Raw genomic sequence first — 20,234 nt, forward strand, 5'->3', positions numbered from 1 at the left:
TCAGCGGCAGGCGATTCCGTCACCGGTGCGCTCCAGCCCCTCCGGGCAGGCCGGGAGTGGGCCGGGACGGAATCCCAGCGCGCGCATGAGCTGATCGATGCCATTGGCAATGGCGGGACCCATCTGGGAAATCTTGTTGCCGAGGCTGGCCGAGCCGGAGCCGGGCACCCCGCCGCCGGAACCGCTTCCACCCGAACCGGTTCCGCCGGAACCGGAGGACGAGCCGGTGACCGCGGCCTGCGCCGAGCCCGGATCGGCGGACAGCGAGGCCGAACCGGTACCACCCACGCCGACGATATCGTCCGTGCCCGCGGGCGCGGTGACATCGGTGGTGATGGCGGGTTCCAGGGGAATGGCGAGGGCCGTACCGGCCGACCCGAGAGTGAATGCGGCCGCGCAAGCAATGGTGGCGGCAGCGGTACGCGATGACACAGAGAACTGCATATTTACCCGAATATCCGTGCGGTGACAGAGATTATGACGTCAGACCGCGAACTCCCGGTGCCACGTGCGCGGTCCGGACTCCGGGTGGCCATGCCTGACATCGGCATGGAAAACGTACCCCAGGGAATATTCCTTCGCATGGTACATAGCCGAATTCGCCTCGCGCAGAAGCTCATAGACGGTCGTATCCGCGCCCCGCGGTCCGCTGCAGGCGATTCCGATACTGGCAGCAATGCGCACCTCGGCGGCGCTGAGTTCGAAGGGTTCGCCCAGCGCCGCGAGTAGCCGTTCGGCCAGCAGCAGGGCCTGCTGGCGGCCCAGCGGGGCGAGCACCACGAATTCGTCCCCGCCGTAGCGGGCGGCCGCATCGTCGCGGCGGATGATGCGGCGAATGCGGGCCGCGGCATTGGCGATGAGCTCATCGCCCACGGCGTGCCCGTAGTTGTCGTTGACCCGCTTGAAGCCGTCCAGATCGATGAACAGCAGCGCCAGTTGCTGATCATCCCAGCGGTCCCGATTGCGATGCAGCGCCCGCAGCAGGGCGGCGCGGTTCAGCAGTCCGGTGAGCATGTCGTGGTCTGCCTGATACTGCGCGCGCCGTTCGCTGCGGGCGCTGCGTTCGATGGCGCGTTCGGAGCGTAGGAGCACCCCGCCCAATAGCAGTGCGAACAGTGAGGACACCACGATCCGGTCCATCAGGTCCAGGCTGGAGCCCACCACCGGCACCAGCGCGGCCACGATCATGACAATGGCGATGATGCTGGCCCGCTGCCGGGAGCGGTGCGCGTGGATATCGCGCAGGCCGCCGAGCACCACCATGCTCGGATGCAGCGCCGCCGCGCCGATCAGCGTGTAGGCCAGTTGCAGTGGCATGAGCAGGATCTGGCGGCCCAGTTCGGCCGAGCCCGCGGTTTCGAGGGAATAGCCGAGATCACCGGCCAGGATGACCAGCATGGCCAGATACACCAGTCGCAACGAGGTTTCCGAGCGGGCGGAGGTCACCACCGAATGCGCGATCACGGTGAGCAGCAGCGCGTCCGCGACGGGGTAGGTGACGGCGGTGGCGGTGGTGAAGTTCAGGCCCGGGGCCTTGTGCAGAATCGGTGAGATGAGGAAGGTCCAGGACAGCAGGAGCGCGCCCAGGCCGATGAGGCCGGAATCGAGCAGTAGATCGTGGTCGGTGCTGTTCTGCCGCGGCCGCAGCCAGAGCACGGCGGCGGCGCCGATACAGCAGTAGCCGCTGAGGGTGAACAGATCGTCGAAGGGGTGGCGCTGCCAGTCGGTGATATCGCGCAGTACGGTGCCGATGGTGAATTGCACCGCCGAGGCGGAGAGTAGATACCAGGGCAGCGGATGGCGGGGTTTGTAGCGGTGCACGCCCGCGCCGATCATGACCAGGCTGATGGTGACCGACCCGAAGAGGGTGAACAAGGCCAGCGCGCGGGAGTCGATGACCAGCGGCAGCGCGAGGATCAGTATGCCGCAGCCGAACAACAGGCTGCGCCAGCAGGTTCTGCGCCGCCGCCAGGACCGACCGGCCGGTTGTACGTCTGTATCCACCCGCCCCCCCTTTGTCCGCTCCGTCCCCACTGACCGTGCCGCCTTCTTCGCTACCTCATCAACCACGAATACACGACCGCCGGCTCACCGAGCTGAGCTCGACGGGCACCGGTGATCGTGCACCGAGTATTGCTGTACGAGCATAGGTCCCGGCCCCGACAGCTCCGTCATCGAAGAGCACCGTCATCGAAGAGCACCGCCATAGAAAAGCGCCGCCATCGAAGAACGCCGTCACAGGAACGCCAACGCAAGAACGCTGCCAATCAGATAACGCGCCGTCGAGATCAGGGCAACCGAGTCGATCATGACACGAAATGCCGCCGTTCGTAGGGGAGTTGAGCGAACCCGCAGGATCGCTGTTTGCGAGACTCGCTATGCTCCCTGCGAATCGAACCGAACGGCCTGCACGACTCTTTCGGACAGGGGATACCAAAGCCGGTCGCTGGTTCGCCCCCGGGCGGGTCAATCTCATCGGTGAGCACACCGATTACAACGATGGATATGTGCTCCCGATGGCCGTGCCACTGGGTGTGACCTGCACGGCTGCGGTGCGGCCGGACGGCAAGGTGCGGTTGCGATCTCGGCAGGCGCCCTGTGACGAGGTCGAGGCGACGCTGTGCGCGCTGGGCGCTTCCGGATGGAAGGAGCTGCCCGGGTGGGCGCACTATCCGCTCGGCGTGATCCGCGAATTCGAGCGGCGCGGCTACGAGATTCCCGGCGTGGAGTTCGAGCTCGACGGCACCGTGCCCATGGGCGCGGGCCTGTCCAGCTCGGCGGCGCTGTCGTGTTCGGTGGCCATCGCCCTGCGTGACCTGTTCGCGCCCAGTGTGTCCGCGGCCGAGATCATCGAGATCGCGCGCCGGGCCGAGAACGTCTATGTGGGCGTACCGAGCGGTGTGCTCGACCAGTCGGCGGCCATGCTCTGCACAGCCGGGCACGTGCTGTTCCTGGACGTGCGCACCGGCGCGACCGAGCAGATTCCCTTCGACCTGCCGCGATTCGGTCTGGAGCTGCTGGTTTTCGATACCGGCAGCCCGCATCGGCTGGTGGACGGCGAATACGCGCTGCGGCGCGCCGAATGTGCCGCCGCCGCGGAAGAACTGGACGTTCCGTATCTGCGCGATATCGGCTCGGTCGACGCGCTGGACCGGTTGGCCGATCCCATCCTGCGCCGCCGCGCCCGGCATGTCGTCACCGAAAACGCCCGGGTGCTGGCGGTTACCGAACAATTGCGGACGGGCGCGGATCCCCGCGCCATCGGCCCGATTCTCACCGCCGGGCACCTGTCCCTGCGCGATGATTACGAGGTATCCGCGCCGCCCTTGGATACCGCCGTGGACGCCGCGGTGGCGGGCGGGGCCTACGGCGCGCGCATGGTGGGCGGCGGATTCGGCGGCAGCGTGATCGCGCTCGTCGATCACGACCGCGCACCCGCGATCACCGCCGCGGTGCGAGATGCCTTCGCCCACAGTGGCTTCGACGCGCCGCGCACCTTCACCGTCACACCCGCGGCGGGCGCGCATCGGCTCGAATGACCTCCGGCGGGGGCCGTCCGCGGTTAGCCTGGTACGGCAACGATCACCGCACCTCAGGAACGAGCGAGCCATGGTGAGTCTGTACGAGTTCGCCGGCGGCAATGACGCCCTGCACACACTCGAGGAAATCTTCTACGACAAGGCGCTGGCCGATCCCGTACTGCGGGAGCTGTTTCCGGTGCGCGTCCCCACCCATGTCGACCATATCACCTGGTTCACCGCCGAATCATTCGGCGGCCCAGCGCGTTTCACCCGAGAGCTCGGGTTCCCCTATCTGATCGACGCCCATCGCGGTCTGCGCATCACCGATGAGCAGCGGCAGCGGTTCGTCGACGTGTACCTGGAGTCGCTCGATGCGGCGGGGCTCCCGGCGGACGAGAAATTCCGGGCGGCCGTGCGCGAGCATATCGAGTTCGGCGCACAGGTCGCGCAGCAGAACTCGCATGCCGAAACCGATGAGCAACTGCATCCGCTGCGGGAAGTACCACACTGGACCTGGTGATCATCGGACACGCGTGAACCGCCGCGCCGAGCCTCCCGGACCGGAGCGAACTCGCGGCTAGTATTGCGCGTCACAGTCGTGCCCGACAGTCGTGCCCGCGTCATCTCGTGATCGCTTCGACAGGAGATCCGTATGCCGTTCGACTTCAGCATGCCTGCGGTCGATGTGACGGCCGCGGGGGAGATGCTGCGACTGGATGCCGATCCGATCGACTATGCGCTGGTGGCACTGTATTTCGCCGTCGTGCTCGGCATCGGCTGGCTGGCCCGCCTGCGGGTGTCCACCAGCGTCGACTTCTTCCTCTCGGGACGCTCGCTGCCCGCCTGGGTGACCGGCCATGTTGTTCCTGGGCATTGTCATGATGCCGTTCTACTACGGCTCCAAGGTGCGCAGCGTCCCGGAATTCATGCTGCGCCGCTTCGGGCCGGGCGCGCATCTGGTGAACGCGCTCAGCTTCGCGGTGGCGCAGGTGCTCATTGCCGGGGTGAACCTGTATCTGCTCGGCACCATCCTGAATGTGCTGCTGGGCTGGCCGCTGTGGGTGTCGGTGGTGGTGGCCGCAGTGATCGTGCTGTCCTACATCACCCTGGGCGGGCTGTCCGCGGCCATCTACAACGAGGTGCTCCAGTTCTTCATCATTGTCGCGGCGCTGCTACCGCTTACGCTCGTCGGTCTGCACAAGGTAGGCGGCTGGGACGGCCTGCGCGCCAAGGTCATGGCGGGGCCCGGCGGGGGCGAGCAACTGCACGCCTGGCCCGGCACGCAGCTCACCGGTTTCACCAGCAATGTCGCCTCGGTCATCGGCATCGTGTTCGGTCTCGGCTTCGTGCTGTCCTTCGGCTATTGGACGACCAACTTCGTGGAGGTGCAGCGCGCGCTGGCCACGCATTCCATCTCGGCCGCGCGGCGCACCCCGATCATCGGCGCGTACCCGAAGATGTTCATCCCGTTCATCGTGGTGATTCCGGGCATGATCAGCGCGGTGCTGGTGCCCCAGATCGCCGACTACAAGGCGCAACTGGCGGTGGATCCGGATTTCAAGGGTGATGTCACCTACAACCAGGCGCTGTTGTACCTGATGAAGGACGCGCTGCCCAACGGCCTGCTCGGCGTCGGCCTGGCGGGGCTGCTGGCGGCCTTCATGGCCGGTATGGCCGCCAATGTCTCGGCCTTCAACACCGTCTTCAGTTACGACCTGTGGCAGCGCTACGCGGTCCGTGATCGCGAGGACGGCTACTACCTGCGCGTGGGTCGCCTGGCCACCCTCGGCGCGACCCTGGCCGCCATCGGAACCGCTTTCATCGCAGGCAATTTCGGCAATATGATGGATTACCTGCAGACGTTGTTCAGCTTCTTCAACGCCCCGCTGTTCGCGACCTTCATCCTGGGCATGTTCTGGAAGCGCATGACTCCGGCGGCGGGCTGGGCCGGTCTGGTGGCCGGAACCGCTTCCGCCGTCCTGGTTTTCGTGCTGGGTGAGACCAAGGTCTTCGAATTGTCGGGCCAGGGTACGAGTTTCGTCGCCGCCGGAGCCGCGTTCGTGGTCGATATCGCGGTCAGCGTGGCCGTCACCCGGATATCGCGACCCAAACCGGCCGCCGAACTGGTGGGCCTGGTCTATTCGGAGACCCCGAAGGAGCAGCTCACCGATCCGGACGCCGCGGCCCTGCCCTGGTACCAGCGGCCCGCGCTGCTCGCCGGAATCGCCCTGATCCTCGTTATCGCTCTCAATGTATTTATCGGATAAGGAAGGGATGCCATGCTTTTCGATATTCGCACCATCGTCGGCGGGCTGCTCGCCTGCTACGGGGCGATCCTCATCGTGGTGTCGGTGACCTACGACCCGGGCATCCAGCGCGCCAAAACCGGTGGCATGGACGTGAATCTGTGGGCCGGTATCGGCATGGTGGTGGTCGCGGCCATCTTCTTCGCCTGGGTCCTACTACGCCCGGTCCGTGCCGACTCTCCCACGGACAAATCCGCGGGAGAGTAGCGGCGCGGATCGCCTACTTGGCGGCCGGTGTGAACGGCTGGTTGATGGTGGAGAAGTATTGTGCCGCGGCCAGAATGGCGACCGGGGCGGTGAAGAAGACCTGTCCGGCGAGGGTGCCCAGGAAGCCGAGGGAGGAGGCGCCGATGAGGCATCCGGCGAGGGGCCCGGCGCCGAACATGAGCGCCAGAGGACCGGTCAGCGCGGCTCCGGCGATGCCGCCGACGACGCAGCCGACGGCCGCGCCGCCGATGCCGCCGACCAGGGTGGCGATGGAGGCGCCCAGGGCGATGGTGCTGGTCATGCGGGACCAGGCGGCGACCTCACGGTCGTATTCGGACTTCCAGGGGGCCTTGTCCTAGTAGGGCAGGGCGACCGGCTTGTAGACGGCCTTGTCGATGTCGAGTTGCGGGGTCAGGGTCGCGGTCCGGCCGGAGATGTCGGCGGCGATCGGGAACTCGAACTCGTCGACGCGGAACTTCAGCTCGGTGCCCGCGACGGTGGTGCCGTTGGCGGCCTTGACCTTGAAGACGCCGTCCTCGACCACCAGGGAACCGGCATCGGTGCGGATGACGGTGTTGGTCTCACTGTTGGTGAGGGTGTAGTTGATCGCGCCCGCCTCCTCTGCCGGTGCGGCAATGGCGGTTCCGCCGGTCATGACGAGCGCGCTCGACACGAGAGCGACGGACAGGGCGATCTTGTTGATCTTCATCAGGGAGGGGTTCTTTCGTCGAAGGGCGGGATGGCAAAAGGGTAGAGGAGGTCGGCGGCACGGCCATTTGCCGTGTCGCTCAAAGGATTCGGGATCAGGCGGCGGTCTTCGTGCGGGTGTACAAACCCACCAGCACATCAACGATCAGGAAGCCCAGCAACGGGATTCCGAGCATCGGCGCGAACCAGCCGACCACCACCGCGACCAGCGCCAGCGGCACGATGATGTAGATCGGGCTCTGCGCCAGCGCGCGGCGAGGAGCCTTGCCGCCCACCGTCATCCGGCCCGCGTCCTTGGTCGGACGCCGCCGCCACCACATGAGGTAGCCGCGCACGATCACCGTGATCAGCCCGATCATGATGGCCAGCAGCACGATCTGGTTGATCCAGCCGAAGGTCACGCCCATGTGGAGGCCGATGCCGAGATTGGTGGCCTGGGCCATGAGCGGCCAATCGGAGAACCGCAGGATATCGGTGACGACGCCGGTCTGGCCGTTCACCGCAATGGCGTCCTGGGTGTAGACGAACGGGCGGCGCAGTTCCTTCGCCACGAAGGCGACGCCGTCCTTGGCCGGAATGGTGATCTCCAGCGGGCCTTCCAGGCCATTGGCGCGGGCCACGGCATAGACGGTGTCGACCCGCACACCCGCATTGGCGGCATCGGGCGCCGCCGCCGGGGCCGCCGCGCCACCGTGCCCGGCGTGCTCACCGGTCGCGGGGGCGGGTCCGGTCGCGCCGGGCAGCTTGGCGCTCACCGCGGGTGTGGTCCAGCTCATGGCCTTGTGCAGGTAGGAGACATTCTCACCGGCGTACTTCGACCAGGTCATACCGGTGGCCGACAGCAGCAGGATGACCGGCAGGATCCAGATGCTCACCACCGCATGCCAATTCAGCGTGCGCGCGCGGGGTCGGGAACGGTCCGGGCGCAACAGCCAGCCCGCCGAGCGCTTCTCGCGCCGTGCCCGCACGCGGCGGAACCACAGCACCAGCCCGGCCAGGGCGATCACCCACAGCCAGGAGGCGGCGAACTCGCTGTAGTAGCGGCCGATATCGCCGAGGTGCAGATCCCGGTGCAGCTTGTCGATCCAGGTGCGGGTGGGCAGCTGGCCCGAACTGCCGTAGACCACGCTCTCGCCCACGGGCTGCGCGGTGACCGGATCGACGAAGACCGCGCGCCGCTCCGACTCGCCGAGCGAGCTGTCGGCGAAGATCACGCGGGTGGTGTCGCCCGGATTCTGGCCCGGCGCGACGGCATTGAGCGGCAGGTCCGGCCGCAGCGCGGTGGCCGCAGCGATCTGCTCCGACAGCGGCTTGGCCGGACCGGTCGAATCGGTGTGCAGGATGCCGCGATCGACAATGTTCTCCAGCGTCGGGGAGACGGCGTAGAGCGCACCGGTGACGGCCGCGATGAGGATGAACGGCGCCACGAAGACACCGGCATAGAAATGCAGTCGCAGCATCAGCGCCTGAAAGGCATTGCCCGCACTGCGTTTGGTCGAAGCGGCCGACGGCGTGGATTCCGTCGATTGGGTAGCGGAGGGAGGCGACGCCGTCGTTTCGGCGCCGCTTTCTGTGATTGTCACGAGCGGTCTTTCTGATGTTCGAGGAAACCCCGGGTACGCCGAATACGCGAACTGGCACGGACATGAAAATCCGTGCGCGGGGTGTGGGATGAATTCAGCCTCGAACGAAGACGGGTGGACCGCGCGTGCGGAAGGCATCGGCCGCGAGAATGCGCAGCACCACCCGATCGCGATGCGCGATGGGCAGCTGCGGCGGCCCGGCGAGCACCGGGACAGCAACCGGCGCGGGCAGCACCCAGGCCAGCGCGGTGCTGGTGATCCGGTAGGCGGCCTCCGCGCCGAGAATGACAATGGCGGCCGCGACGGCCGCGGTGAGGTGCGCGGCCAGCATGGCCGGACTCCACATGGATGCCTGGTGATGGTGGTGGTGGCTGCTGCCCGGCGAACCCCACATCATGCTGAAGTGCCCGAGCAACTGGCCGCCGACCAGGGCGAGGACCAGCCCCAGCCCGGTGCTGCGCAGCGCGCCGATGCGGGGGACCAGCGCCCCCACGCCCATGGAGGCGAGCACCAGCAGGGTCAGCGGACCCGATTCCAGCGGCGCCGCTCCGGAGATCCAGCCGTGCGCGGCGACCGCCAGCGCGCCGGAAACCGAACCGGCCGCCCCACCGCGCAACACCGCAGCATCACTGCGGGCAGGCGCCGTGGACCGGCCGGACTCGAAACTCACGCGCTGATGATAACCGAGGGCCGTGGTCCGTTTTCACGGCCGCGGATTCCGGTTTCCATTCGGAATTATTCGGCGGGGACCGACATTTCGATCAGCGGCTTGCGCAGCAGCTTTCCGGTGGCATTGCGCGGCAGCTCGTCGAGGAAGATCACTTCGCGCGGCACCTTGTAGCGGGCCAGGTTCTCCTTGACGTAATCCTTGATCTCCTGCACGTCGCGCTTGGAATCCGGGCCCGGAACCACGATGGCGCGCAGCCGCTTGCCGAAATCGCGATCGTCCACGCCGACCACGGCCGCCTCCAGCACATCGGGGCGGTTCGACAGCAGGTTCTCGACCTCCTGCGGGAAGACGTTCTCGCCGCCGGAGACGATCATGTCGTCGTCGCGGCCGTCGATGAACAGCAGCCCGTCGGTATCGAAGTGGCCGACATCGCCGCTGGACATGAGACCGTCCACGTACTCCTTGGTGCGACCGTCGGTGTACTGCTTGAACGAGTGCCCGTTCTCGATGAATATCGTGCCCGTCGTATTCGCGCCGGTAATGCGCTTGCGGTTCTCGTCGTAGAGCGCGATGCGAATGCCGACCGGCGGCTTGCCCGCGGTGGTCGGGGCCTTGCGCAGCTCCGCCGGGGTGGCGACGGTCATGACGGCGCACTCGGTGGAGCCGTACACGTTGTAGAGGGAGTCGCCGAAGTAGTCGAGGGTGCGGGTGACCACGTCCGGCGGGATGGCCGAACCGGCGGCGAAGACGACCTTCAGGGTTTCGCCCGGCTTGTACTTGGCCAGGGTCTCCGGCGGCAGGTCGAGAATGCGCTGCAGTATGGTGGGCACCACGGTCAGGCCCTGCGCCCGGTACTTCTGGATATTGGCGAGGGTCTGCTCCGGATCGAAGCGGCGCTGCTGGAAGACGACGCGATTGCCCAGGGCCACCGAGATGGTGAACTGGGACAGGCCGGTGGCGTGGAAGATCGGCGCGGCCATGACCACGGTGCTGTTGCGCGGCAACGGGATCCGGTCCATGAACTGGGCCGTGATGAAGGGGCTGACCTTGTCGCGGGGCGCGCCCTTGGGGGTGCCGGTGGTGCCGCTGGTCAGGATGACCATGCCGCCCGGCTTCTCCGGCGGGCTCAGCGGGGCGGTGTCCTGCCCGGCCGCGACGGATTCGATGGTCGGGATGGACGGGTCGGCATTGTCCTGCTCGTCGACCCAGGTGAGGATGCGCGGGATCTCGGCCGGGATGGCCGACATGAGATCGAAGAACTCGCTGTCGTGCAGCACCGCCTTGACGTGCTCGCGGGCGGTCACGTCCGCGAACTGCGGCTTGGCGAAACCGGTGTTCATGAGCACCGCGCGCACGCCCAGCTTGCCCGCGGCCACGATGGTGAGCACCATGCCGCGGTGGACGCGGGCCAGGATGCCGATCACGTCGCCGGGCCGCAGGCCGCGCTCGGCCAGTCCCCGGGCCAGCGCGCTGGACTGCTGATCCAGCTGTTCGAAGGTCATCTCGCCGCGCTCGTCGACAATGGCGGCGGCCTTCGGATGCGTGCTCGCGGCATGTACGAGCGCACCCGCGAAGGGGCCGAACTTGAGCACATTGAGCGCCGACCGCACCGCGTGATCCGGGCGCAGCGGATTGAACAGACCCCCGCGAACCATGGCGTTGACGCTGAGCGCCGCATCGCCGGCCTTGCGCAGGACCGTGCCTGCCTTTGGAAGGGCTAGTGACATGGGTACAACCTTCCGCGATCCCCTGCCTGACGAGTCGGCTGTCGGACCGCAACCTCGAGATCCAGTGCGGTGCTAACCCTAGCAAGCAGGCGGCTTGCGGTTGTGGTGGGGGTCTCTGTTACCTGCGGTAGCGCATAGGGGGCCCACGTCGTGGTGGGGGTCGCACGTCAGGCTTCGTACTCGACCAGGACGCGGCGCAGGAGTTTGCCGGTGGCGTTGCGGGGGAGTTCGTCGAGGAAGAAGACGTCGCGGGGGACCTTGTAGCGGGCGAGGTTGTTCTTGACGTAGGACTTGATCTCGTCGGGGTCGAGGGTTTCGCCGGGTTCGGGGACTATGAAGGCGCGGAGGCGTTTTCCGAATTCGATGTCGTCGGCGCCCACTACGGCGGCGTCGAAGATGTCGGGGCGTTCGAGGAGGAGGTTCTCCACTTCTTGGGTGAAGACGTTCTCGCCGCCGGAGACGATCATGTCGTCGTCGCGGCCGTCCACGAAGAGCAGGCCGCGGTCGTCGAAGTGGCCGACATCGCCGCTGGAAATGTAGCCGTCGATGATCTGTTTGTGGCGGCCGTCGGTGTAGCCCTTGAAGGGTGCGCCGGAGCGGATGAAGATGCGGCCGGTGAAGTTCTTGGCGTGGATGCGTTTGCCGTCGTCGTCGAAGAGGGCCACCTCGCAGGTGATGGGGGAGCGGCCCGCGGTGCCGGGGGCGATGGCGAGGTCCTCGGGGCGGGCCACCGTGGCGACCGCGCATTCGGTGGAGCCGTAGAGGTTGTAGAGGACGGGACCGAAGACCTCGGCGGTGCGGATCGAGAGTTCCGGGGACAGCGCGGAACCGGCGATCACAATGGTCTTCAGGCTCGAGATGTCGTACTTCTCCCGGATATCCGGGGCCAGCTCCACCATGCGGTGCAGCATGGTCGGCACCGCCACCAGCATCTGGGCGCGATGATCGGCGATCAGGCGCAGCGTCTGCTCGGCATCGAAGCGGCGGGCCATCGCCACCTTGTTGCCCAGTCCGACGCCGACCAGCCAGGTGCCCATACCGGTGCTGTGGAAGATCGGCGAGACGATGACCATGGTGCCCTGGCGCGGAAAGTCGATGCGGTCCACCATCTGTGCGGTGGCCAAGGGCGAAACCTTCTCGCGGGGAGCGTCTTTGGGCAGACCGGTGGTACCGCTGGTGAGGATGATGACCCCGCCCGGCTGCTTCGGCGCGGGCAGCGGGGCCTTGGCGTTCGCGGCAATGAGGGTATCGAGAGTGGTTGTGCCCTCGAGCAGTTCGACACCCTCGTCCACCCAGGTGAGCACGCGCGGGAGGTCGGCGGGCAGGGCGTCGAGCAGGCCGAAGAATTCGCTGTCGTGCAGCACCGCCTTCACGCTCTCGCGCTCACAGACCTGCGCGAACTGCGGTTTGGCGAAGCCGGTGTTCATCAAGGCCAGCCGTGCGCCCAGTTTTCCGGCCGCGACCGTGGCCAGCAGCAGCCCGCGATGATCGCGGGCGAGCAGGCCGACCACCGTGCCCGGGGTCACGCCCATCCGCTGTAGCCCGCGCGCCACCGCATTGGAGCCCTCGTCGAGCTCCCGGTAGGTGAGCTCGCCGCGCTCATCGCTGACGGCGACATTGTCCGGCCAGCTGCGCGCGGCATGCCGGACGGCCGTGGCCGGTGGCCCGAAGACCCGGGAATCCCGGACCGATCGCAATGTCTCCATAGGATCGCGAGGATCGCTGATCCCCTTCTCCCGCAAGGTGCCGAGCGCCTTGAAGGCCTCGCCGGTGAGCGTCAGCTTCCGCTGCACGGTATGAAGAATCGAGGCCATCGCGCTACCTCCGAAAGAAAATACGCCGCGCCGCCCGGACCTACGGCTGGTCCCGCCACCGTAGCAGCGCGGTGTGATCCGCGTTACATAAATTCGGTCAGACCGGGCATTTGCCCGGCGTGTGCGACACGATCGGGCCGCATCCCGGCGCGCGCCGCCGCCACCAGCCCCTCCGGCGTCAGCTCGTCCAGCCGCAGACGCATGCGCGCCAGCAGATCCGCGGCGGTGGTATGCAGGCTCGCATCGTCCAAGGGACGCGGAGGTAACTCCAACTCCTCGGTCAGGACCGAATCGAGCAGTGCGTACAGATGCGCGGTCCCGGCCTCCCGAATGGTCAGCGACAGATGCACCGACGGCGCATCGCCGACCGCCGTGGCCGCATGCGCGTGACCGCGCGGCACGTACAGCACCTCGCCGGGCCGCACCACGACTTCCAGCAGCACCGGCCCGGGGTCCGCCACCCGGCTCGGCTCCCACGCGCCGTCGTCCGGACCGGCATGGATACGCCACAGCTTCGCGCCCGCGATCTGCACGACCAGCACATCGGCATCGTCGCGGTGCACGGGCCGGCCGCTCGTCCCGGGCGGAGTCACGAAGTAGAACGCCTCCACCTGCCGATCCAATTGCCGCGCAATCGATTCGGTGAGATCACGGACGCCCCGGTGCCAGTGGTCGACATAGCGCAGCAGCAGCGTGCACCCCTGTTCGCCGACCAGCCGCCGCACCTGAGGGGCGTCCGCATGGCCGGTCAGCACCCGGTCGAGAAAGATCCGTGGCGGGCAGAACCGCTCGGCCGGAACCGGACCCTCGTGGCGGACCACTTGCAGATAGGGGTGGGTGAGCAGACCGTCGTCGAGCCGGGCGAGCACCGTCGCCAAGGGCAACACGTCGACGGGCGGGTGCGGTGGCCGCAGCATGGCGGGAACTCGCCGCCTGAGCGTGTCCCGGAAGACGTCCGGATCGCCGACACAGCGGGTGAGACCGTCCATGTTCACGCCTCCCTGCTCGGCCGGGCGATGGCGCGCGCCGCGGCGACCACGGCCTCGGGAGTTATCGCGTTCAGTCGATCGCTCATATGCCCGATCAGGGCGCGCGCCGCCGCGGTCAGCGCCGTATCGGTCAGCGGCCGCGCGGGCAGCTGGATGCCGGTCGCCAGCATGCCGCGGGTCGCCGTCAGCAGGTGCTCGGTCCCCGCCTCCCGGATGGCCAGGGCCAGATGGGCCGACGGTGCGGCCGATTCGGTGGTGGCGTCGTGCGCGAAACCTCGTGGGACATAGAGCACTTCGCCGCGGTGCAGCACGGCGTCGAGAATGGGTGCACCGAGATCGCCGCCGGTCGGGCCGGGAACCCAGTGCCCGTCGGCGGGGCCCGGGTAGATGCGCCAGCGTTTCGCGCCGCTCACCTGAACGACCAGGAGATCGGCATCGTCGCGGTGGGCCGCGGTGGGTTGGCGGCTCGACAGCACGAAGAAGGCCTCGACCCGACGGTGTAGGCGCACGCTCAGGCCACCGATGAAATCCCGGATGCCGCGGTGCCATTGGCCGATATGCCGGAGCAGAACCGTCGCGCCGTGCATGTGCAGTAATTCGTGCACCGCGGCGGGATCGATGTAGCCCGGTACCGGTTCGCCCGACACCCAGCGCGCCAGGCAGTACCGGTCGGCGGGCACCCGGCCGTCCGCGGTGAACAGCCGCACGTACGGGCCGCCCAGCAGGCCATCGTCGAGTATGGCGAGAACATCTGCCACGGAGAGCAATTCGACCGGTGGGGCGGCCGGGCGCAGTACCGCGGGGGCCTGCCGCCAAAGGGTGCTCAGGAATGCCTCCGCACTACCGACACACTGCTCGAGTTCATCCACTGCGATCCTCCATATGGGGGACCCGATCTCTGCCCGGATCGGATCCCGGGTTCCCTCACCTGATGGGCGGGATGGGATCCGGCGTCAGATGACGTCCGGTTCGCAGTCGCCGCAGCCCGTCTTCACGGTGTTCGCGGCGGCCGCCGTCGGGGCGGAGAGGCCGACGACGGCCTGGGTGACGGGCGCGAATACCGCGCCGCCGCTGAGGGCGGCGACGGTCACGGCGTAGGCGGCGCTCTTGGTGAACTTCATTGGGGTCTCCTTTGTTTCGCCGATCGCGGATGCGATCGGTGCAGCAGAGTCCACTCCGGAGTCGACAGCGCCGGTAGCTCCGTTGACGGGGCCTTTACGGGCGGCCTCCCGATCTTGATGAAATCGGTCGCGGCAATTATGTGTCTTGACCTGGACTTTATGCAGAAATTATTGGTGCACAGTACCTTTCACGCTTCGTCGACACCGGTGGCGAGCCCCAGATGCGCGGTGGCGTCCAGATCGGCGGTGACGGCGGCCAGCTTGCCGCGAATCGCATCGACGGCGTCCGAGCCGAGCGCCAGCCGCAGGGGCGGGTTCGGCTGTCCGACCACGGCGAGCACGGCCGCGGCAGCCTTGTCCGTATCGCCCGCCTGCTGCTGATCGGAGGCGGGCAGCCCATCGCGAATGGCGCCGACGGTCGCGGTGTAGTCGGGGATCTCGGAGCTGATGCTCAGCGCGGCCGGTTTGGCGAAACCGGTTCGGAACGCGCCGGGTTCGACGATCAGCACCTGGATGCCCAGCGGATTCACCTCGGCGGCGAGGGCCTCGCTGGCCAGTTCCAGCGCGCCCTGGCCGCGCTGTAGATGCCGACACCGGCGAAGGACATGAAACCGCCCATGCTGCTCACCTGGACGATCGCGCCGCTGCGGCGTTCGCGCATCTGCGGCAGCACCAGCTGGGTCAGCCGCAGCGGGCCGTGGAACATGACCTGCATGGCATCGCGCACATCCGCCTCGGTGGTCTCCTCGATCGCGCCGACAATGCCGTACCCGGCATTGTTCACCAGCACGTCCACGTGACCCGCTTCCTTGACGGCCCGCTCGGCGGCCGCCGCGTCACGCACGTCCAGCTGTACCACCTGCACCCGATACGGTTGCGCGGCAACGATTTCCGCCATGGACTCCGGCTTGCGCACGGCGGCGACGACCTCGTCTCCGGCGGCGAGGGCGGCGCGGGTGAAGGCTGTGCCGAAGCCGCTGTTGGCGCCGGTGATGAGCCAGCGGCGCGGGGTCTTGTCTGCACTCATGGTCGATCCTTCTCGCTGTACCCCGGACGTTCTGTCCGGGCTCACGAATCAGCCTGCCGTCCGAGCGCCTGGCCCGGTATGGCCCGAAGGTGGAAGATTGATTCGTGACCGGCGCGCTGACCAACCCCTCCCGTCGACCCCGCCCGCTCCCGCCGGACGATCCGCTCTCGGCCGAGGATCATCGGCGGCTGGTCGGCGTGCTGGAGGCGGTCGATCAGGCCGCCGATCTGCCGGAATTCCGGGAGCGGCTGGTGCGCGCGCTACAGAGCTGGTTCGGATTCACCGGAGTGGCTGTGCTGCACGGCGATACGCTCGCCGATGCCGTACAGCAGGGCTGTGGCGTACAGGGCGGGTACTCCCGGGACTTCCTCGCCGACTACGCCGAACGCTGGGCCGAGAGCGATCCCTTCCGCGGCGCCGCCATGATCGAGGCGATACTGTCGCGCGGCGTCGTGCGCCTCGGCGAGATCGCGCCCGATTCCCGTTTCGTCCGAGAGTTTCTGCACCCCAACGGCATCAATGACAAGGCCGCCCTCGCGGTCGACGCCTGCCCGTCCGGTGTGCTGTTCGTCGGCATGGCCGTGGCCGATGCGCCCCGCGTCTCCGAGCGGGATATGGCTGTCCTGCAGGCACTCCGGCGGCTGCTCACGCCCCTGGTCGTGGAACAACTCGACCGCGACCGCGAACGCCGTGCCGCCACCGCGAATTGGCGTCTCACACCGCGGGAATGGGATGTCGCCGATCTGGCCGCGCAAGGCCTGACCAATCGGCAGATCGCCGAGCGCCTGTTCATCGGCATCGATACCGTCAAGAAGCACCTCACCCGCGTGCTCGCCGAAACCGGTTGCAGCACGCGCACCCAGTTGGCGCTGCGCTTCACCGCCGCCTGAGCATGGTTGTATCGAGGGGTGACTTCCTCGAACGGAATGACCTTCGGTATCTACGCGTCGGGACAGGTGAGCACGGTGATCGGTCCGCCCGATGATCGGATCGCCATCGACAGCCTGGTCCGGTTGCTCCAAGGCGACGCGCCGTTCCTCGTGCGCGAATACCTGCACTTCCTCGGCGATCCGCCGGATCCGGAGCGGGCGGCGGTACTGCACCCGGACCGTGTCGCCCGCGAACTGACCATGCCCGACGGGTGGTATCGCGAGCAGGGCAGGCAATTGGATCTGGTGCTGTGCTATCTGCCGGTGACGGCGGATATCGACGGCTGGCTCGCCTTCATCGACCGCGCCGTCGAACGCTACGGCGCCAGTGCCCGCTACCTGCAGATCACCCTGGAACCCAATTTCGACATCCCGTGGATCGACGGCAGCTCGCCCGGCATCATGGAGGCGCTGATTCGCGGTGTGCCCCATGCCCGTAAGTCCCTGGACGCCGCCGGATACGGTGACGTCGAGATCGGCTTCTCGGTGGCCGAACCGCAGGAGTGGAACGGCGGGGACGCCGCCTTCTGGAATCGCCTCGCCGAGGTTCCCCGGGCCGAATTCGCCGATTTCATAGACTATGTCGGGCTGGCATTGTATCCGGACGCCTTCTCGCCGGTCGCCCCGCACGGCGTGGCGGGCGATATCGATTCGCTCGTCGAGCACGGCATCCGGCATCTGCGTGAAAAGAGCTTGCCCGCAGTGTATCTCGGCGATGTGCCGATTCAAATCGCCGAGAACGGCAGTCCCACCGGGCCGGAACGCACTCCGGAGCATCAGGCCGACAGCATCGACCGCATCCTCCGCCGCATCATCGCGCTGGGCGAGGAGCTCCAGGTGACGCACTGTGAACTCTTCGGCCTGCGTGACGCGGATTCGAGTCGTCCGGAACCCACTGCGCAGCTTGGCATCACCACCAGCGATTACCATCCCAAACCCGCCTTCGAGGCGTATCGGGTGCTGATCGCCGAGCACGGATAGCGACTACGCCGGGACCGCGAAACGCTCGCCGGAGCGCGGGACGCCGATACCCGTCCAGGTGAACGGAATGCCGCGGGCACTGGTCGGATCGAGCGAATCCATGAGCTGGAAATGCAGATGCGGTTCGGTGCTGTTGCCGGAGTTGCCGACCCGTGCGATCGGCTGCCCGGCGCGCACGCGGTCGCCGGGCCGGACCAGGATGGAGTCCTCGCGCAGATGGCACAGCTCGGCGAAGACCCCGTCGGCGAGTTCGATGACGACGTGATTGCCGAAGACAAAGCTGTCCGGTGCGAAGGAGCGGACGATCTGCTCGACGACGAAGAAGTAGAGCAGGCCCAGCAGACTGGTGCGCGCGCGGTGATCGCGGCGCAGGTCGACGACCTTCACGACGGTGCCGTCGGCCGGGGCCAGCACCGGGCTGTCGAAGGCCGGGAACTCCTCGGGTCGGCGCAGTCGCCAGTAGCTGAAACTCGGTGCGGCGTCCGGGTTTCCGGTCAGATCGATGGCGTGGCTCTGGCCGCCCCAGTGCGTGCCGTGGCTGGGCACGCGGTCGGCCGGGCTGTTCACGGCGGTCCACTCGCCGGAGATCGGCGCGGCGAGCGGAACCGTCGCCCGCGGGGCCCCGCTGCGGTCGCCGGTGAGCGGAACGGCGGCCGCCGTCTCCTCGGCCTTCGCGCGGCGGCGGCCCGTCACGACGTTGTAGACCCATTCGATCAGGTAGGTCAGGAACAGCAGGGTGGCGGCCTCCCGAACCCAGCGCCACACTCCCGTCGGTTCGCCCCAGAAGGCCCAGGACCAGTCCAGCGGTGATATCCACAGGGCCAGATCCACGAGCACGACGGCGACGGCCGCCAGCCGGGTCCAGTGGAAGATTTGCAGTGCGATGATGCGGATCATTTATCCTCCCCAGGTTGTGATCCTTCAGCGCCGGGTCGTCGCCAGCGCTATGAGCAGCGGCACCACCCGCCCGCCGGGCACCGCGTAGCGCCCGCGTCCGGCGGCGTGCAGCCAACCGGCAGCGCTGAGCTGCCGGAGATGGTGGTAGATCTGACCGGAGGTGCCGAGCCCGTCGAGCTCGGTGAGCTCCGCGGCGGTGCGGCGGCCGCCGAGAATTTCGCGCAGTAGCCGTAGTCGCACCGGATTGCCCAGGGCAACCAGTGATTCCGCCGCCTCGGCAATATCGCCGTCGAGCAGGGTGTCGGTGGTGAAGGCCATCTGCCAGCCGTACTGCTCCTCGGTCGGCAGCCGCACCGAGCCGGTGAACAGGACGCCGCCATTGGCTACCCCGTCGACCGCGAGGTCCGACTGGAGCCGATTCAGCGCCCAGAAGTCGTCGTCGCCCGCCGCGGCCGGGATGTCACGCGGGGTGCGCGCATTCTCCAGTGCGGCGAGTCTCCGATCGATCTCTTCGAACCGCTGGTCAAGATCCACATTTCCGATAGTACGTAATTACGTAAATATTGACAACACGGTATCGGGGTCGGCGCGCTGTAGTGTGCGGTGGGTGGAGCTGGATCTGATCAAGACGTTCACCGCGGAGGAATACGCGAGCGGTCTGGAGTCCTGGGCCTGGCTCGGCCTGGAGGGGAAGACCCCCATGTGCTCCTCACTGTTCGGCGACGTCTTCTTCCTCGCCGACGACGGCGTGTGGTGGCTGGACACCATTACCGGCGAGCTGACCCACGAATGGGGCAGCGTCGACGAGGTCGAGGCCGCGCTCAACAGCGAGGAGGGCCAGGACAAATACCTGCTGGCCGGTCTGGCCCTCGCCGTCGCCGAAAGCGGTCTGGTCCCGGCCGAGAACCAGATCTACGATTTCTCGCACCCGCCGGTGCTCGGCGGCGAGCTCGAGGTCGCGAACATCGACGTCGCGAGCATGGACATGAGCCTCAATATGCTCGGCCAGATCCACGACCAGGTGCGTGGCCTGCCTCCGGGCACCGAGATCTCGGGCATCGAATTCGGTTAGTCAGCAGTCCCGCCGCCACGAGCGCCATCCAGAGGAAAGCCGTGGTGGCGGTGACGCGTTCGAAGAATCCGGCCCAGCGGCCCAGGCCATCCAGGCGTCCGAAACCGCGAAAAGACACCTGAGCGGCCACCACGAAAAGTGCTGCGGCCGCCGCCGATACCGCCGCCCACCCGCGTTCCCCACGTGCGAGGAACAGCCGGACGCACACACAACACCCGAGCACGAACCCCGGGAATCCGAATCGCACCGAAAGATTGTGCAGGAACCCGGCGGTCGTGGCCGCGGCCTCCGGAAACGGCACCGGACTGCCGGGCGGGTACCCGCTCTCCGGATCGGTCGCGAACACCCCCGCGACAATCACCCCCACCGCGAAAAGGCCGACCCCCGCCGGTCCCCACACGCCACCCGGACTGCCCCGGAACACCTTCCGCAATCCGATCGCGAAACCGAGCGTGAGCACCCCGCACACCAGGAAGTTCACCGACTGAACCCACCCCGACGGTCCGAGCGCCAGCGAGCTGACGGAATTGCGCATGGCACTGTAGTGCTCGCGCATCGCCCCCTCGACCGTGTACACGAGAGTGAACAGCGGTCCCGCGATCAGCCCGCCCGCCAGCAGCGCGGACGTCGCATTGAGCCGGGCGGCCGGAGGATTCGCACCCGCCCTCGATTCGATCGTCAT

The 20,234-nt window shown here is 67.5% G+C and carries 20 protein-coding genes and 2 pseudogenes; 7 read left to right on the top strand and 15 right to left on the bottom strand.

Annotation, left to right across the window (positions count from 1 at the left end; all coding sequences use genetic code 11):
* On the bottom strand, nucleotides 1-432 hold the full coding sequence (locus tag NC4_RS09675; protein ID WP_157554426.1) for a hypothetical protein: 432 nt from the start codon (nucleotides 430-432) through the stop codon (nucleotides 1-3).
* 51 nt (nucleotides 433-483) lie between these two features.
* Complete coding sequence (locus NC4_RS09680; protein WP_067535191.1) at nucleotides 484-2,004, bottom strand: GGDEF domain-containing protein; 1,521 nt, start codon at nucleotides 2,002-2,004, stop codon at nucleotides 484-486.
* Nucleotides 2,005-2,378: 374 nt separating this feature from the next.
* Here NC4_RS09680 and galK point away from each other — a divergent pair, with 374 nt between their 5' ends.
* From galK to NC4_RS09700, 4 genes and pseudogenes are all read left to right on the top strand, one after another.
* Nucleotides 2,379-3,539, top strand: a complete 1,161-nt coding sequence (gene galK / locus NC4_RS09685) for a galactokinase (RefSeq protein ID WP_084528739.1) — start codon at nucleotides 2,379-2,381, stop codon at nucleotides 3,537-3,539.
* A gap of 70 nt (nucleotides 3,540-3,609) precedes the next feature.
* Nucleotides 3,610-4,041 carry a group II truncated hemoglobin gene (locus NC4_RS09690; protein ID WP_067535194.1) on the top strand — a complete coding sequence of 144 codons (432 nt, stop codon included), beginning with the start codon at nucleotides 3,610-3,612 and terminating at the stop codon, nucleotides 4,039-4,041.
* Nucleotides 4,042-4,224: 183 nt separating this feature from the next.
* A pseudogene (locus NC4_RS09695) lies at nucleotides 4,225-5,788 on the top strand (sodium:solute symporter family protein).
* Between the two features lie 12 nt (nucleotides 5,789-5,800).
* Complete coding sequence (locus NC4_RS09700) at nucleotides 5,801-6,034, top strand: hypothetical protein (protein WP_067535197.1); 234 nt, start codon at nucleotides 5,801-5,803, stop codon at nucleotides 6,032-6,034.
* A gap of 13 nt (nucleotides 6,035-6,047) precedes the next feature.
* On the opposite strand, the pseudogene NC4_RS09705 reads toward NC4_RS09700, so the two are convergent.
* The 10 genes and pseudogenes from NC4_RS09705 to NC4_RS42365 form a co-directional block, all read right to left on the bottom strand.
* Nucleotides 6,048-6,743 (bottom strand): annotated as a pseudogene (locus tag NC4_RS09705) (DUF8020 domain-containing protein).
* Between the two features lie 94 nt (nucleotides 6,744-6,837).
* The gene (locus tag NC4_RS09710) at nucleotides 6,838-8,202 is read right to left on the bottom strand and encodes a PepSY-associated TM helix domain-containing protein (protein ID WP_245721583.1); all 1,365 of its coding nucleotides are present in this window, start codon (nucleotides 8,200-8,202) and stop codon (nucleotides 6,838-6,840) included.
* A gap of 217 nt (nucleotides 8,203-8,419) precedes the next feature.
* The gene (locus NC4_RS09715) at nucleotides 8,420-8,995 is read right to left on the bottom strand and encodes a hypothetical protein (protein WP_067535202.1); all 576 of its coding nucleotides are present in this window, start codon (nucleotides 8,993-8,995) and stop codon (nucleotides 8,420-8,422) included.
* Between the two features lie 65 nt (nucleotides 8,996-9,060).
* Nucleotides 9,061-10,722 carry an acyl-CoA synthetase gene (locus tag NC4_RS09720; RefSeq protein WP_067535205.1) on the bottom strand — a complete coding sequence of 554 codons (1,662 nt, stop codon included), beginning with the start codon at nucleotides 10,720-10,722 and terminating at the stop codon, nucleotides 9,061-9,063.
* 167 nt (nucleotides 10,723-10,889) lie between these two features.
* A complete protein-coding gene (locus NC4_RS09725) occupies nucleotides 10,890-12,536 on the bottom strand; it encodes an acyl-CoA synthetase (protein ID WP_067535208.1) in 1,647 nt (548 codons plus the stop codon).
* Between the two features lie 83 nt (nucleotides 12,537-12,619).
* Entirely contained in the window at nucleotides 12,620-13,525 is a 906-nt protein-coding gene (locus NC4_RS09730) for a JmjC domain-containing protein (protein WP_067535211.1), read from the bottom strand.
* A gap of 2 nt (nucleotides 13,526-13,527) precedes the next feature.
* Complete coding sequence (locus NC4_RS09735) at nucleotides 13,528-14,394, bottom strand: JmjC domain-containing protein (RefSeq protein ID WP_067535214.1); 867 nt, start codon at nucleotides 14,392-14,394, stop codon at nucleotides 13,528-13,530.
* 84 nt (nucleotides 14,395-14,478) lie between these two features.
* A complete protein-coding gene (locus NC4_RS40030; protein ID WP_157554428.1) occupies nucleotides 14,479-14,646 on the bottom strand; it encodes a hypothetical protein in 168 nt (55 codons plus the stop codon).
* A 188-nt stretch (nucleotides 14,647-14,834) separates the two neighbouring features.
* Entirely contained in the window at nucleotides 14,835-15,176 is a 342-nt protein-coding gene (locus tag NC4_RS42360) for a Rossmann-fold NAD(P)-binding domain-containing protein (RefSeq protein WP_245721584.1), read from the bottom strand.
* Nucleotides 15,173-15,673: an SDR family NAD(P)-dependent oxidoreductase gene (locus tag NC4_RS42365; protein WP_245721585.1), complete on the bottom strand. Its 501-nt coding sequence runs from the start codon at nucleotides 15,671-15,673 to the stop codon at nucleotides 15,173-15,175. The genes NC4_RS42360 and NC4_RS42365 overlap by 4 nt, the downstream gene beginning before the upstream one ends.
* Nucleotides 15,674-15,777: 104 nt before the next feature.
* On the opposite strand from NC4_RS42365, the gene NC4_RS09745 reads away from it, so the two are divergent.
* Nucleotides 15,778-16,563, top strand: coding sequence for a helix-turn-helix transcriptional regulator (locus tag NC4_RS09745; protein WP_084528745.1), 786 nt, complete (start codon nucleotides 15,778-15,780; stop codon nucleotides 16,561-16,563).
* An 18-nt stretch (nucleotides 16,564-16,581) separates the two neighbouring features.
* Nucleotides 16,582-17,583, top strand: a complete 1,002-nt coding sequence (locus NC4_RS09750; protein WP_157554430.1) for a hypothetical protein — start codon at nucleotides 16,582-16,584, stop codon at nucleotides 17,581-17,583.
* A 3-nt stretch (nucleotides 17,584-17,586) separates the two neighbouring features.
* On the opposite strand, the gene NC4_RS09755 is transcribed toward NC4_RS09750, so the two are convergent.
* A complete protein-coding gene (locus NC4_RS09755) occupies nucleotides 17,587-18,480 on the bottom strand; it encodes a M23 family metallopeptidase (protein ID WP_067535219.1) in 894 nt (297 codons plus the stop codon).
* Nucleotides 18,481-18,504: 24 nt separating this feature from the next.
* Complete coding sequence (locus tag NC4_RS09760; RefSeq protein WP_067535222.1) at nucleotides 18,505-19,014, bottom strand: ArsR/SmtB family transcription factor; 510 nt, start codon at nucleotides 19,012-19,014, stop codon at nucleotides 18,505-18,507.
* Nucleotides 19,015-19,087: 73 nt separating this feature from the next.
* On the opposite strand from NC4_RS09760, the gene NC4_RS09765 reads away from it, so the two are divergent.
* Nucleotides 19,088-19,552 carry a T6SS immunity protein Tdi1 domain-containing protein gene (locus NC4_RS09765; protein ID WP_169814755.1) on the top strand — a complete coding sequence of 155 codons (465 nt, stop codon included), beginning with the start codon at nucleotides 19,088-19,090 and terminating at the stop codon, nucleotides 19,550-19,552.
* Here the strand turns inward: NC4_RS09765 and NC4_RS38825 are convergent.
* Nucleotides 19,473-20,234: a DUF998 domain-containing protein gene (locus tag NC4_RS38825; protein ID WP_084528747.1), complete on the bottom strand. Its 762-nt coding sequence runs from the start codon at nucleotides 20,232-20,234 to the stop codon at nucleotides 19,473-19,475. The genes NC4_RS09765 and NC4_RS38825 overlap by 80 nt on opposite strands.

The sequence above is a fragment of the Nocardia crassostreae genome, from assembly GCF_001613405.1.
GTDB lineage: Bacteria > Actinomycetota > Actinomycetes > Mycobacteriales > Mycobacteriaceae > Nocardia > Nocardia crassostreae.

What these genes read in the sequence shown, in the direction of transcription:
- NC4_RS09725 (WP_067535208.1), bottom strand. Translation starts at nt 12,536, where the DNA reads ATGGCCTCGATTCTTCATACCGTGCAGCGGAAGCTGACGCTCACCGGC.
- NC4_RS09755 (WP_067535219.1), bottom strand. Translation starts at nt 18,480, where the DNA reads ATGATCCGCATCATCGCACTGCAAATCTTCCACTGGACCCGGCTGGCG.
- NC4_RS09710 (WP_245721583.1), bottom strand. Translation starts at nt 8,202, where the DNA reads ATGCTGCGACTGCATTTCTATGCCGGTGTCTTCGTGGCGCCGTTCATC.
- NC4_RS09690 (WP_067535194.1), top strand. Translation starts at nt 3,610, where the DNA reads ATGGTGAGTCTGTACGAGTTCGCCGGCGGCAATGACGCCCTGCACACA.
- galK (WP_084528739.1), top strand. Translation starts at nt 2,379, where the DNA reads ATGCTCCCTGCGAATCGAACCGAACGGCCTGCACGACTCTTTCGGACA.
- NC4_RS40030 (WP_157554428.1), bottom strand. Translation starts at nt 14,646, where the DNA reads ATGAAGTTCACCAAGAGCGCCGCCTACGCCGTGACCGTCGCCGCCCTC.
- NC4_RS09730 (WP_067535211.1), bottom strand. Translation starts at nt 13,525, where the DNA reads ATGGACGGTCTCACCCGCTGTGTCGGCGATCCGGACGTCTTCCGGGAC.
- NC4_RS09700 (WP_067535197.1), top strand. Translation starts at nt 5,801, where the DNA reads ATGCTTTTCGATATTCGCACCATCGTCGGCGGGCTGCTCGCCTGCTAC.
- NC4_RS09720 (WP_067535205.1), bottom strand. Translation starts at nt 10,722, where the DNA reads ATGTCACTAGCCCTTCCAAAGGCAGGCACGGTCCTGCGCAAGGCCGGC.
- NC4_RS38825 (WP_084528747.1), bottom strand. Translation starts at nt 20,234, where the DNA reads ATGACGATCGAATCGAGGGCGGGTGCGAATCCTCCGGCCGCCCGGCTC.
- NC4_RS42365 (WP_245721585.1), bottom strand. Translation starts at nt 15,673, where the DNA reads ATGAGTGCAGACAAGACCCCGCGCCGCTGGCTCATCACCGGCGCCAAC.